This is a genomic window from Bradyrhizobium sp. NC92, assembly GCF_025200865.1.
Taxonomy (GTDB): domain Bacteria; phylum Pseudomonadota; class Alphaproteobacteria; order Rhizobiales; family Xanthobacteraceae; genus Bradyrhizobium.
The window spans coordinates 1,805,229-1,818,560 of sequence record NZ_CP104171.1; the positions used below are offsets into that span (position 1 = coordinate 1,805,229).

General features: G+C 61.7%; 8 protein-coding genes. 3 read left to right on the plus strand and 5 right to left on the minus strand.

Going from position 1 to position 13,332, the window contains the following annotated elements; translation table 11 throughout:
* The first annotated feature begins 52 nt into the window (after window positions 1–52).
* The 3 genes from N2602_RS08510 to N2602_RS08520 all read left to right on the plus strand — a co-directional run bounded on the left by N2602_RS08510 (window position 53) and on the right by N2602_RS08520 (window position 2,552).
* A complete protein-coding gene (locus tag N2602_RS08510) occupies window positions 53–475 on the plus strand; it encodes a hypothetical protein (RefSeq protein ID WP_260383628.1) in 423 nt (140 codons plus the stop codon).
* A gap of 502 nt (window positions 476–977) precedes the next feature.
* Complete coding sequence (locus tag N2602_RS08515; RefSeq protein WP_260382336.1) at window positions 978–1,562, plus strand: hypothetical protein; 585 nt, start codon at window positions 978–980, stop codon at window positions 1,560–1,562.
* A gap of 144 nt (window positions 1,563–1,706) precedes the next feature.
* Window positions 1,707–2,552, plus strand: a complete 846-nt coding sequence (locus tag N2602_RS08520) for a response regulator transcription factor (protein WP_260382337.1) — start codon at window positions 1,707–1,709, stop codon at window positions 2,550–2,552.
* Here the strand turns inward: N2602_RS08520 and N2602_RS08525 are convergent.
* From N2602_RS08525 to N2602_RS08545, 5 genes are all read right to left on the minus strand, one after another.
* Window positions 2,549–4,021: an HlyD family type I secretion periplasmic adaptor subunit gene (locus N2602_RS08525; RefSeq protein ID WP_172788185.1), complete on the minus strand. Its 1,473-nt coding sequence runs from the start codon at window positions 4,019–4,021 to the stop codon at window positions 2,549–2,551. The two genes, N2602_RS08520 and N2602_RS08525, sit on opposite strands and share 4 nt — an antisense overlap.
* The gene (locus N2602_RS08530; RefSeq protein ID WP_260382338.1) at window positions 4,018–5,754 is read right to left on the minus strand and encodes a type I secretion system permease/ATPase; all 1,737 of its coding nucleotides are present in this window, start codon (window positions 5,752–5,754) and stop codon (window positions 4,018–4,020) included. Before N2602_RS08530 ends, N2602_RS08525 begins: the two co-directional genes overlap by 4 nt.
* Window positions 5,755–5,890: 136 nt before the next feature.
* Entirely contained in the window at window positions 5,891–6,349 is a 459-nt protein-coding gene (locus N2602_RS08535; RefSeq protein WP_035705682.1) for a hypothetical protein, read from the minus strand.
* 251 nt (window positions 6,350–6,600) lie between these two features.
* Window positions 6,601–7,905 carry a hypothetical protein gene (locus tag N2602_RS08540; protein ID WP_260382339.1) on the minus strand — a complete coding sequence of 435 codons (1,305 nt, stop codon included), beginning with the start codon at window positions 7,903–7,905 and terminating at the stop codon, window positions 6,601–6,603.
* Between the two features lie 605 nt (window positions 7,906–8,510).
* Window positions 8,511–12,848: an NACHT domain-containing NTPase gene (locus N2602_RS08545; RefSeq protein ID WP_260382340.1), complete on the minus strand. Its 4,338-nt coding sequence runs from the start codon at window positions 12,846–12,848 to the stop codon at window positions 8,511–8,513.
* Window positions 12,849–13,332: the final 484 nt, after the last annotated feature.

Here is a 13,332-nt window from a genome sequence, read left to right on the forward strand (position 1 = left end):
TTCCCGGGAGGGGATTTTCTGGCGCTGATTGATCCAGCGCGGGGGCAAGGGCGTGAATTTCCAGGTTACGGTTTTGAAGATCCTGGTGAGCTATCCGGACGGCTTTGCCGTCATGGAAGACCTCAAGCGCGACATGGCCATCCTGGCGACCAGTGGCCGCGATTGGGCGGAGCGGACGAGGCGTCTCGCCAGCCGGGTGCCGGACCTCGACATCTTTTCACAAGGGCTGGTCGAGCGCATCAGCGGTGGCTGGAGACTCACCTCCAAGGGGCGAGACGTCTTGGAGTTCATGGAAGCCCGCCCGGCACCAAGCCAGCCAAGCCTCGCGTCCGTGGTCAATGAGACGTCCCCACCGGTGTTCGAGCGTGCTCCCGTTTCCCCGCTGCCGCAGCCAGCTGACCGTGCCAAGCGGCGGCGCGAGCGCCGAGAGCGCCGCCGCGAAGCCCTCGAACGGGCGAGGGCGAACGCGTCCTGAAGCGGGATTGAGGTCCGCACCGAACATCTCTGCTCGTGCCAAGACAACAGCAGCAGTTTTGGAATGCTCTCCAGTGCCACCACGCTACTTGACGAAATCGATACTCCGGCACTTCCAGTCATCGAGCGGAAATTCAAACGATAAGAAACCTCATCGGGCACGGCAGCCTTAACTCGCTTCGCTTCTAATGTGTGTCGCTGGCTCTCCTACTGAAGCTCGCCGCAACAGTCCGTCGTCGCTTCCGCTGCGCTCCAGCTATGCCGGACACCGCGCTTCGCCCTTCGGGCCTCTGCGTGGCTGTGCCACGCGCCGGTGATCGGCAGCTTTTGGTGGTGCAAGGCGGACGTTCGAACACGCAAGTTGCAGAGAGGTCCAAGAGCGGACCAAATCGCGCCGCTGCGCGCTTAATGGGCGTTTAACGCTTTTGCGCAACAGATGGATCACCAGCGCGGAATTAGTCCTAGTTACGAGTGCGAGCCGAGCTCCCAGGGAGGGGAATCGGATGGGACTGCTTTTTGTTGGAGTGCTGGCAGGAGTCCTGATCGGCTTTGGCTGGTTCGCGCCTTCCCGAGGGTATTTCCTTGGGTGTGCGTCACGACCCTGTTTCGACCGGGTTGCGGTCGCCCGATCCCCGCAGCCAACGCCGACGGCACTGGCGCCGGATCCCGTGATCGTCAAACCGAATTCTGCAACTCCGGGAAGGTCCGGCAAGAAATCATCACCAAAGAAGAGCGCATCGGTCGACCTTGCCAAAGCGGCGTCACTGCGGACGAGGACCAGCGCCCCAGCATCCGAACGGCCCGCGGAAGACTCAGATCCTGTCCTAGAAAAGGCGAAGGTCACCATCGCGACGAAGATGGAGGATCCAGGATCGGCCGAATTCACCGAAATGAAGCGCACGATGCGAAAGAACACGCTCGGACGCCAAGTGGATACGATTTGCGGGCGTGTGAAAGGAGGAAGCGCATCAGGGGGCGAGACCGCAGAGAGACCGTTTCTTTATCTCGTGAAGGAGGATGAAGCATATGTCGTCGACGGCAAGTCGGGGTCGGCGGCGTCAACGGCCTATAGAAATATCTGCAATTAGGGAATGCGTCGGCTGCGGCAGCGCGCGGTCCGCGCCGAAATGAATTTCAGCGGAAAGAATTTCCACCCAGGCGCCAGTTAAACCGCAGTGGACAAGGCACTGGCGGCGGCACTGCGCCGCTCTCGTGATGATCATTCAGGATGAATGCAGCAGCAGGGGACAAGCAATAGGGAATGGGAATATCGCGGAAGCTCTTTTTATCTCGAGGAAATCATGGACGACATAACAAACTCCTCAAAGCGGCTCGATGGGTCACTTCACTTGCCGGTTCTGGTGCTCGTCGAACCGCTCCTGTTGCCTCGCACATGTATTCTGAACGTCCTCAGACGGGAATTGGCGGAATTCGAGATCCTCGACATGGCAACGGTCGAAAGCCTGGACTGCACATCAACCCGCGATGTTCGTCTGGTGGTGCTGAGTATCGCAGACAAGCCCATCGACGATCCCTCGGTTGAGGGAAGTCTCGCCTTCGTTGCGGAGTGTTGTCCCAACGCCGCCGTTGCAATTCTGTCAAACCATGACGACGAGCCGACCGTGCAGGCCGCGATGCAGCGGGGTGTGCGCGGCTTTCTTTCTACCTCGCTGCCGATCGAGATTGCCATAGCTGGCCTGCGCCTTGTCCTTGTCGGCGGCGTCTACAGGCCGTTGCCCGTCGCCGGGATGAACAGGATATCGGATTTCGAGCCGCCAGATGCGCGCGGGCTTGCGCGCGCATCTCTTGTGAACGAGGGAGCCGGAGTGACTATCGAAAGGAGCGTGCCGGATCTCACGCCTCGTGAGCAACAGGTTCTGGCGGAATTGGCGCTCGGCCTGCCCAACAAGCTGATCGCCGCCAAATTGAACCTGTCGGAAAGCACAGTCAAAATGCACATCCAGCACATCATGAGGAAATGTGCTGCGCACAATCGGACGGAAGCCGTGCTGCGCTGGCGCGGCCGGTTGCCGTCGCAGGGGCACGACCCCGGCGCAGGTCCGATGCAGGAGACTTAGTCCTCTCTGAATGCATTACGGAAGCAGTCGAGCAGGGGCCTGAGCGCGTAGAGAGCCACGGTACCGCGCCCTGTCGTGATGAACACTTGAACCGGCATGCCGGGGACGATCTGGATGTCGTTTGCGACGATCTGCGCGTCATCGATCCGGATTTTGGTCGCGTAGTATGGCTGGTCCGTGCGCTTGTCGAGGAGCCGGTCTGCGGACACGTGCACGACAGTTCCGATCAGGCGAGGCACGCGACGCTGATTGTACGGTACGAGGTGAACCTCGGCATTGAGGCCGGGATGAACCACATCGATATCCTCGGGCCTCAGGCGCGCGGTCACGATGAGACGGTCTTGCCGGGGTACCAGGTCCATGAGCGGAGCGCCCGCTCCGATGACGCCGCCGGCTGTATGAATCCGCAAATCGGTTATCACGCCGTCCTCTGGCGCCTTGACCTCTGTTCGCGATAGCTGGTCCCTGGCCGCAAACAACCGCTCGCGGAGCTGGAATATCTGGTTCTGTGCTTCACGAAGCGACTGTGCGATCTCGTTCTGCCTCTCGCTCTCGAGCTTGAACAATGTGGCCTGCTGTTCGCTGATGACTTGCGCGGCGCGGGAAATCTGCGCGGCGATCTCGCCGCGGCGGCCCTCAACGTCGGCCAGTTCCCGCTGCAGGTTCAGAAGTCGCGGCCGCCGTTCGAGCCCCTTGTTGACGAGGGTCGTGACCATATCCAGTTCCTCCCGGACGATGCCGACCCGCTGCCCGGTGGCGCTCTCCTGTGCCGTGAGACCTTCGATCTCCTTTTCGACTTGACGCCTTCGTTCGCGAATGACCGCAAGCTGCGACTCGTGGACCTGCAGGCGCGCCTGGAAAATGAATTGCTGCGCCGACAGTGCAGCGGCGGCCACTCCGCTCTGCCTGCTGTCCTGTTCCAGCGCGTCCGGAATTGCGATCCTCTCGAATCTCTGCTGCTCGGCCTGAAGCCGAGCGGCACGAGCAGCTGCATCCCACAATTGGCCTTGAAGGCTCTGCACCTCCGAGCTCGCCCGGGTGTCCTCCAGCGCGATCAGCGTTTGGCCGCTGCGCACGATGTCGCCATCCGAAACCAGGATCTTGCTGACGATACCGCCTTCCAGATGCTGGATCGTCTTGCGACTCGATTCCGATTCCACGACGCCGGACGCGATCGCGGCGCTTTCGAGAGGCGCGAGGCTCGCCCATGTACCAAGCCCCAGCATGAAGCAGAGCACCAGCAGATTGCCCGCGACGGTGATAGCGCGAAGCCTTCCGCGTGGCGAGGTCGGCGTAGGCGTCGAGCACCATGGAAATTCCAGAGGCTCGAAATCGTCGATTGCGGTTACCACGACGCCAGATCGTCGGGTCGGCGTGGGGCGCGACGGCCCTCGTACGAACCGGTCCCAGATCATGGGAAGTCTGGCGACGGCAGGATGCTTCCAGATGGTGAGAGAATTCCAGATCATGGCGCAACCTGTGAAGTAACCTGGGGTCGGCTCAGGTGCCGTTCAAAGATGTCCTCGCTGTCGCCGAACGCGGCGACCGCACCGTCTTCCATGATGGCAATCTTGTCCGTGGCGGCGAGGAGACCCATCCTGTGAGTGACGACGACAAGGATGACGCCCGCGAGCTTCATGCGCTCGATGGCATCCAGGAGCATTCGCTCGCCCCCGTAGTCGAGGCTGGCGTTGGGTTCGTCGAGAACGATGAGGCGTGGACTGCCGAAAAATGCGCGGGCAAGACCGAGGCGCTGCCGATACCCGCGTGAGAAGATGGTTTCACTGTGAACCACCGTGTCGTAACCCTGCGGCAGGCGCATGATCGCCCCATGGATTCCGGCGAGCTTGGCCGCTTCGACGACCTTTTGCCGGTCCGCATCTTCAAGGCGTGCGATGATGTCGTTGATGGTGTCGCCGATCAGATTGATGTCCTGGGGGAGATATCCGAGGCCGTCGCCGTTTCGGGTCTCGCGAAGCAGCGAGACGTCGGTATTGTCGAGGAGAACACGGCCATGCGTCGGCATCGACAGCCCGGCGATCACCTGGCCGAGCAAGGACTTGCCTGACCCGGACGGACCGATAATGCCAAGGCATTCTCCGGGCATGAGGCTGAAGGAGACGCCGTTCAGCAGAAGATGATCGGTCCCGGCAAGCCACACGGCCACATTGTCGACGACGAGGCCAGTTCGCGCCAGCGGCGGGAAAACCCCCGCGCTCTCCTGCCGGGTGACGGGGAATGCGGCGAGAAGCGCGCCGAGCCGCTGACAGGCGCTCACGGCCGTCACGAGTGATTTCCAGCCTGCGACCGCACTTTCGACCGGTGCGAGCGCCCGGCTGAACATCAGCGTAGAAGCAAAGATGATTGCCGGACTTTTGCCGTGATCGAGGACGAGCCACGCGGCAGCCCCCATGATCAAGACCTGCGACAGCGCGCGAACCGGCTTGGCGACGAGAGAAACGATCTCGCCTCGCCGGAGCGCCACATCGTGCTCTCTGCGCGCGTGCTGCGCGTCACGGTGGATCATGCGCGCGGCGCTATCGAACATTCCCATGGCGCGGATCATGTGGATGTTGCCCGCGGCAGTCTGAAGGCGACCGTAGCTTCTGGAGAGCGCGGCGCCGGACCTGAGCAAAACGTCTTCCGTGACCAGCTCTCCGGCGACCGTGAGTGCGAACAGGAAGGCGACGCAGCAGGCGCCCACCACGCCAAGCAGGGGATGGATCAGAACGAGGACAAGGAGGAACAAGGGCGCCCAGAGCGCGTCGAACAGCATCGTACATGAGCCGGACTCGACGAACTGGCGCAGCACGGTGAGGTCCCGATATGCGCCCGACGCTTGCGTCCAATCGCTGCGAAACGCCGATTCGAGGCCGGCCGAAAGCACGCAGGGACGAAGGCGATCGTCGAGCCAGGCGCCGAGGCGTCCAAGGACGGCGCGCCGCAATGCATCGAACACGCCGCCGACGACCACTGTGATCGCGACGATGAGCGTGAGCAGGAGCAACGTGTCGCCGCTCCGGCTCGACAACACCCGGTCGTAGATCTGAAGAAGATAGATGGAGGGCGCAAACAGTAGCAGATTGTAACTGCAGCTATATGCGAATACGAGACCTAGCGGTCCCACGCAGGACCGGAGGGCTGTGTGCAGTGGCGTCCGGATCTGCGGCAGGATGGGCAACCGAATGGGCGGCATCAGCATGATCGTCACCGCCTGAAATCGAGGTCCGGCGCACTTGAGGTCAACGCAATCCGGCAAACGCATCGGTAGATCTTTGGCGCGAAATCCGGGACCGGCGGCCGCGGCAGCCGGTCCCGCCAGTCGGACGAGCGGCTCGTCAGAGCGTGTCGAGATGGAAGGTCACTCCGCCACCCCATGCGAAGTTGCCGTCTCCGCCATCGCCGCCGATGCCGGCGACAACTTCCTGGTGCTGGTCCACCGCGAGCTTGTTGATCTGGGTGGCATCCGTATTAGCGTAGACCTTGGAAGTATCGTAGCCGCTGTAGGACTTCTGGCTGCCGTTCGACTCGGCGTCTCCGCCATGAGCCTTGGAGAACACCGAGGCCTTGGCGTTGGCGCCGCCGGCATCCCAATCCGCGGTCTGCTTGACGTGATCGCCGGTGCTCACGTGCACGTCGGCGCCTTCCGCCTTGTTGGTCGGATCGTAGTTGACAGTCGGCTTGCTGATGATGGCTCCCTTGAAAGTACCGTCGCCGCCATTTCCGGCACTTTGACCACCGGTGTCGATCGATTTGACCTTGATCGTATCCGAGATGTTGATTGCCTTTGGCATCATTTGAGGCCTCCGTCGTTTTGTTGGCTGTCGTGCAACATCCATCCCGATCAGGCGGACGCGCACGGCAAGTCTGATCCGCCCGTGCGCGGGAGCGATAGATGTCAAATCGAACATCATCCGGTTTGGTGGGCCTACCTACGAAAGTACGACATTTCGTCAGGGGAGGGCGCCTCTGCGCGGGATTTGCATGCGGCGAGTGGCGAGGCCGCGTGCCGCGATGCGATCGGCCATGTGAGCGATGCGACGTTTCGCTACGCCACCAGGTGAAGATCCGACAGGAGATGCGCGGCATCGCCACCTGGCGCGAGGTTGCCGTAGCCGCCGTCTCCGCCAACGCCGGCGATCTGGGTCGCACTCTGGTCGATGTGCACGTTGTTGACCTGATCGGCCACGGCCGTCGAATGTGGACCTGCGATTGCTATGTTGATGGGTGCATAGATCGCGACGCTGACGTCGATCAGACTGCCCGCAAAATAACCGTTGCCGCCATTGCCTGCGCTGTTCGAACCGGTCTCGATCGTATCGGACCCGCCCCACAGATGATGGGAGAGAAGGCTTGCATGGCCGCCCGCTGCGGCGTTGTCGTTGCCGCCGTGCCCGCCAATGCCGGCGATCTGAACCGCGGATTGATCCACGGAGACATCGTTTATCTGGACCGCGTAAGCACTGGAGCCATAGCCCGCGATTGCGATGTTGATCGGGTTGTACACGACAAACGAGGTATGGACGAGTTCCCCGTAGAACATGCCGTCACCGCCATTGCCGGCCTGGCCTCCGCCCGTTTGAACGTCAAAGACGCTCGATCCCCAGCTGGGGTCGAGCGTGATGACGCTGCCGCCGGCGGCCACATTGCCATGTCCGCCACTTCCGCCGACGCCCGCGATCTGCGTGGCCGATTGGTCGATGTCGACCGTGTTCGACTGACTTGCATGTGCAGTGCCGCCCGAGCTCGCCAACGCGATATTGATCGGATGATAGATCACCACGGGAGCGTCCACGATCGCACCCGAGAAATGGCCGCTGCCGCCGTTTCCGGCGCTGTTGTCGCCACTCGCAATCACGCCGGAGCCTGAAAACGTACCGATGCTCCCACCCGCTGCAATGTTGTCATTGCCGCCATGGCCGCCGACGCCGGCCATTTGAAAAGCGGATTGATCGACATTCAGATCGTTGGACTGGTTGGCCAGGGCGACCGAGCCGTATCCCGCGCTGATCGAAATGTTGATCGGTTCGTAGATCAACAGGGACGCGTGAATGATACCTCCGTAAAAATGGCCATCCCCGCCGTTCCCTGCCGTGTTCGCCCCACTCTCGACCGAAGCAATGCCCTTCTCGGCAAAGGATGCGCCGGCAGCAGGCTTCGTGGACGAAACATCCAGGCCTTCTGCGGCGTGGTTGCCGGCGTGGCCGCCCATCTCGCCCCCCGATTGGGGATGTTTGGATTGAACCGGGTCGGAGTCTTTATGCTGGGTATGCGCGCTCGCGGCGTATGCTCCAGGACCGGCAAACGGGCCGGGACGATGGACCAGGGCGTCACCGCCGACCGGGTCAGCCATGAACGGAGCTCTGGGTGCAGGGCCCAATTCGCCCGCGCCATCGTACCCATCGTGGTGATGAGAGGCGTGATGCAGCCGGATTGCATCCGACATCCGCGTAAAATCCATCGTAGCCTCCCTCATCGCAATCGCTCCACGCGATCGGACGGGTTCTGCACTCCGGAGAGAATGTCGTCCCGGGAAGGTCGAATGCCCAGCCGTCAGTTCGGATATAGCGCTCGTCCGGCAGCCGCAACATCGGCTACATCCGTTCGGGTGCGGTTACAGCCTTTGCATCAATTCCCCCGGGTCCGCGCACTCATCTCGCCTGCGGCCAAAATGAATCCGGCGCATTGCCGGAATTGAACCGTATTGCGACCTGGGTCGCGGCCAAAGATCGTGTCGCCCGCTTCAGCGGAAGTGGAGTGCTTGCCGCGGCCCGGCAAAGGATCGATTTATTGGTGGGCCCGGCAGGACTCGAACCTGCAACCAGACCGTAATGAGCGACGGGATATTGGTCAGCCTAGTTATTTTGCTGTGCTGTGTTTGGTTTCGATCGCGCTTGTTGTGGTTCATTCAGATTGCTTCTGGTGCGAAACTGGTGCGGTGGGGCGGTACCGCAGCCGCTAACGGATGACCGGCCAGCGCTGTCCCGAAGAGATATCGGGGTGACGTGGTTCGTCATCAATCCGGCCATGCTCATCGCGGAGCTCCTCGATCTCAACCAGGCACGCTTCCGCCAGTCGCGATTGCGGGCCGTTTGCCAACGCAAGCTTGAACAAGTCTCGGCGAAGCTCGGCGAGCGATACACTGAACTCCTCATAGGCGTCCGCGCTCAAGTCTTTGACAGGACGGCGCTTAAGCGCGGCGTTGCGTACGGCATTGGCGAGGCCTCCATCGTAAGGCCGGTGGTCGGCCGCGTAACCTTGCAACAGCGCGCGGATAACGCGCGCGTCGGCGAGCTCGACGAGCGCCGATTTGAGGATTGATTTTGCCCGCCCTGCGTTCAAGCCCTCATAGCTTCGCAGCATGTCTTGCTTGAGCACCGGGTATTCCCTCCCGAGGTGCGCGAGCTGTCTCGACAGGTGAAAGGAGTCAACACCACCGGCGTTGCCCAGCTCACCGTCGCAGAGGAGCTCCAGAAGGGTCTGGCCCGATTTCTCGGTGCCGACTTTAATCACGGCCTGCGCCCAATCATGTCGGGCCAGAAATCGGGGATCGCGGCGCGCGAGTGCGAGGAGGACATCGAGGGCACCCTCGTGCGCGCTCTTCGCGAGCGCCGACAGCAGGCGATCCAACGAGCTTGGATAACTGTATTGCTGGGGCAGCCGGTCAAGCACGCCAAGCACGGCCTCGGGATGGTCCGAGAGCGCGAACAGCTCGATCCAATTCATAAGCTCGCCGCGATTCTCCGTCAGACGCCACGGCTCGGTCTTTCCGGACTCAAGCAATTCGTCGAATCCAGCGACGATGATGTCGGACCGAATGACTTCGCCGGTCATCGCGCTCGCGATGAGCAGCCGCTGCTTCGCTGCGTAGGGCACGGGAAGGGCAAGCAGGTTGTCAATCTCGGCGCGCTTCGAGCCGTGCGGCAAGGCGAGCCCCACGACTGCGAGAGCGATGGCATGCAGTTGGATGCTGGATTCTGCTTCGTTGGTCCCGATAGACCTTGCGACGTTAAAGATAGCTTCTGCGTCCTCGCACGTCGGAAGTGTTTCCGGCGCCTCGCGGCGTTGTTTCTCAAGTTGCTTGGTGCGGGAATAGTCCTGCGCGAAAGCAGCGATAGGCGCTTTTCTTGATGGATGCTTGCGGTTCCATATCTCCAAGAGAGCGCCAGCTGCTTGCACCCCGAAGCGCAAATCCGGCAGATACTCCTTCAGGGTGGCGACCACGGCGTCGTTTCCGATTGCGACGAAGGCACTTCGGTATCCCTGCGTGTGGTCATGCGTTACGTCAGGCGAGGTGGGACCGCGATGAGGCGCTCTTGCGCGCTCCTCGCGTGCCTGTGCCCAGTCACTCAGGTCACGCTCCAACATCTGGCGCAATCCAGTAACTAATTGCGGATTGGGAAAACGGGCCACGGCCAGGGACACCGCAGCGAGTTGATGCCGGTTGGCTTGTGGCGCTTTCAGTAGCGTGTCCATCCACCGCTGAAGGGTCGTAGTCATGGCAGAACGTATCTCTTGGCCAATGTCGGGCCGTTCCTCGTCTCCGCCGCGCGAGCTGTGAGAGTAGTAGTAGTGCAGACGCTCAGCGAGAAACTCTATACGGACTGGATCATCAGTCTTCGCGCGTTCCAAAAGCGCCGTGAGAAACGAATCTTGGCGCGACGCATCGATGGCAGCCCACCATCGACCGTGCTCCTCGCCTTCACCCTGCTGTTCAGCACGTCCCCAAGTGTTGGGATTGCGTAGATAGGCTTGGTGCAGCTCAAAAAGCCGATCAATCGCCGCGCCGATGGTTTTGGGGCCGGCGACCACGAAGGCTACTCGCGTCACAACGTAAGGGACGCCAGAATCGAGCAGCGCTTCGACGACGGGACCCTCGTCGAGGGCGTCGCCGCCGGCCAGATATTCGCGCGCTAGGTACGGTAAGTCCAAGCGCGCGGTGATGCGGCGCTGAATCGCTCTTCGCACCGCCGCGGGATAGGAGGCCTGCGCCTCGTAGAGAGCACGCGTTGCCGCGTCGTCTTGTATGGGAAAGTTAGCAGCCGCGATGCTTTCCTCGATCTGAGTTTCGGTTTTGGCATCCTTGACCGGACGCGCGGTGAGGTTCCGGAGGCGGTTCACGGGATCGGTTTCCGCTTCGATCTGCATCCGTCGAATCCCTTCGAGCTTTTCGTTCTGTTTTGGATCAGCAACCTTGTCTGGATATTTGGCTCGAGCCGCAAGTTCCCAGACTTCGTCGGACGCAGTTTGCAGAATTTCCGTCACCATCCGGTCAGCGCGCCGGAATTGCAGCGCCTGGAGTACTTCGAGCACCGCATCCGAGCTTGGATCGGCCTTCGCGACACGCACAGCCAGCTCCATGCCATCGAAGCCGCCATACATCGCGATTTCCGCCACGACATGCTTGCGCGTTTCCAGCGGCAAGGCCGCGAGCCTTTGCTCGGCGCCGTCGCCCAAGACCGACGGCCGGAAGCGGGGGGGCGACCGCACGGCCGCCAGATAGACCTGTTGGTCGGGATTTGAAATCAGCGGCCAGATCTGCGGCGCGAAATCCGGCCGTCCGGTCGTCATCATGAGCCGCGCCGCGCGGTCCACTGTGCCAGCCGTGTGCCAACGCGCCGCGAAGGCCCTCGTTTCGGCACCGATGAGCGCCCAAACCTCGGGTGATGAGCGGAAGATGATTTCGGCAGCTAGCATCGGATCGATCCCGAGCGTTTCGCGGATCGCAGCCGCGACCGCCTGCACGCCCGTAGCGTTCTCGCGCGATAACCGCTCACAGGCGAATAGGACCGATTCCTCCCAAGCGGGCCAGTTCAAAATCTCCTCCCGAAGCTCCGTTCGCGTCTCCGCATCGCCATTCGCCGCAGCGCGAATAATTCGGCCGACATCGAGCGAAGCGTACCATTCCTGGAATTGCTGGTGCTGGAACGAAATGCCGCCGGAAGAGGCGCGGATCAGGAGGTGGCTGCTTACTAGAACTTCGATTGCAGTCGCAGGCTGCGGCGGGTTTGTGAACTGCCCTGCTGCGGTCAATTGCGCACCGACGTTCGCGATGACACGGTTGGCGGATGTGTCCGAGATCACCGTATTCGCGACGCGGTTTGCCTCGACGCCAAGGCCAGTCAACATGTTACTGTGAAAGCCGAGCAGTTCCTTTTGCAGGATCGCCGCCTTTTCGGGCTCCTCTTCGTGCTGCGTAACGAACAGTCGCAAGACTTCTTCCTTCGTCTGCGGGAATCTTACGCTCGGCGTGCTGCGAAGGAGCGCTGTCAGGTAGAGCGGGATGGTCACGAGATCGCGCACGCCCGATGTGCGCCAGGCCTGATCCAGCAGCGCTTCGCCTTCCTGGCCCCGTAATGCCCGCGCCAGTTCGAGTTGCTGGCTCTCGGAAAGCGGCTCCACTTCAAAGACTGCGCCGGAAATCGGCAGGAGATGCCGCCGCGTCCCGACCACTATGCCGAGCAGCGGGTAGTCGCGCCTCAGCGCTTTCAATAGACGCGTCGCGGCGACCCGCGCGGCCGGATCGAGTTCGTTCCATCCGTCCAGCAGCAGCGCAAAACGGCCGTGATAGGCAAGCTGCATGAAATGCTGCGCGCGAAACGTCCCGAAAGCGTTGCGTCGCGTGAGGAAGGTGAAAAAATCCTCGCGGCGGTCAGACCATTCGCCCAAGGGTACCAGTCCCGGGACCACGTCGCCAGCCTCAACAAGCGTTTCAGCCAGTTGGACCAGTGTCGTCGTCTTGCCCGTGCCAGGCGGCGCGACGAGATTCAAAGTTTCAGCGGCATCGAGGCCATTGGCCAGGCCTTTCATCATCACTGCGTGCGCACTTCCTCCGCTGCTGCGGAGTGTCAGGTTGAGCGACATGGCATGGGATGGCCATTCTTTCGTGTTTCGGAAAGTGACGATGTCGCGCCGGGCGGCAGGCAGCATGCGCGTCAGCACCGCGTCGAGCTGGTCTTCCTGCGGCAATGCTAGCGAGAGGAGGAACGCGCGGTCTTCCTCGTCGAGTTCGACGACGAGCACCGGGCGACGATAAGTTCCCGGCGCGGCGGTCGCTATGTCACGAAGTGCGCGCGCTTCCGCGTCCTGCTTCCACTTGCGCAATAGATCGACCCGGAAGCGCGCCTCATCGGTGTCGATCAGCTTGGCGCAGAGTTCGCACAGCCAGATACCATTGCTCGCAGCGCGGCGCTCCTCTGGCGTCAAGGAGGCGTCGTATCGTTTAGCGCCCGGTCCGGCCGCCGCGGCCGTGATATGCGCCGCCTCTCCGACATTGACGGACTTATCTTCGACCACTGCCGGACCTGAAGTCGGGCGTAGGCACTCCGGATTGGAACAGCGGTGACCCGCCCGGCTTGCCAGGGTTCGGATCGTTGTAGCTCGGAATTCGTCGCGTTTCGTCATTTCAAAACAAAAATGCAGTTTCGAAAGGCTAAAGCCTCAGATCGGAGACAGATGTCCTGCCTCCCGAAGCGCACGACGTCGAGGAGGAAAAGACCAGGAGTAGCCGAGCGCCGATCGCCGGCGGTCGATCGACGGCGTACTCCAGATCGTCGGCGCTCGCGCCGTTCATGCGCCTCCGCCTTTATGGAGGCCGTCGATCTGCACGTACCGCTCGCGGGTTCTCGACCGGTCAAAAGGCCGTTCCGGTGAGGTAAGTCCAGCCCGTTGCATCAAGTCTTAATGCGAAATTGTCGCCGAATCTACGATCACGCAGAGAAATCGTAGGCAGATCCGAAGCCGGAGAAGTTTGCGGACTGCTGGACCTCCACTCGGATCG

What these genes read in the sequence shown, in the direction of transcription:
- N2602_RS08515 (WP_260382336.1), top strand. Translation starts at nt 978, where the DNA reads ATGGGACTGCTTTTTGTTGGAGTGCTGGCAGGAGTCCTGATCGGCTTT.
- N2602_RS08520 (WP_260382337.1), top strand. Translation starts at nt 1,707, where the DNA reads ATGCAGCAGCAGGGGACAAGCAATAGGGAATGGGAATATCGCGGAAGC.
- N2602_RS08525 (WP_172788185.1), bottom strand. Translation starts at nt 4,021, where the DNA reads ATGATCTGGAATTCTCTCACCATCTGGAAGCATCCTGCCGTCGCCAGA.
- N2602_RS08530 (WP_260382338.1), bottom strand. Translation starts at nt 5,754, where the DNA reads ATGCTGATGCCGCCCATTCGGTTGCCCATCCTGCCGCAGATCCGGACG.
- N2602_RS08535 (WP_035705682.1), bottom strand. Translation starts at nt 6,349, where the DNA reads ATGATGCCAAAGGCAATCAACATCTCGGATACGATCAAGGTCAAATCG.
- N2602_RS08540 (WP_260382339.1), bottom strand. Translation starts at nt 7,905, where the DNA reads ATGGCTGACCCGGTCGGCGGTGACGCCCTGGTCCATCGTCCCGGCCCG.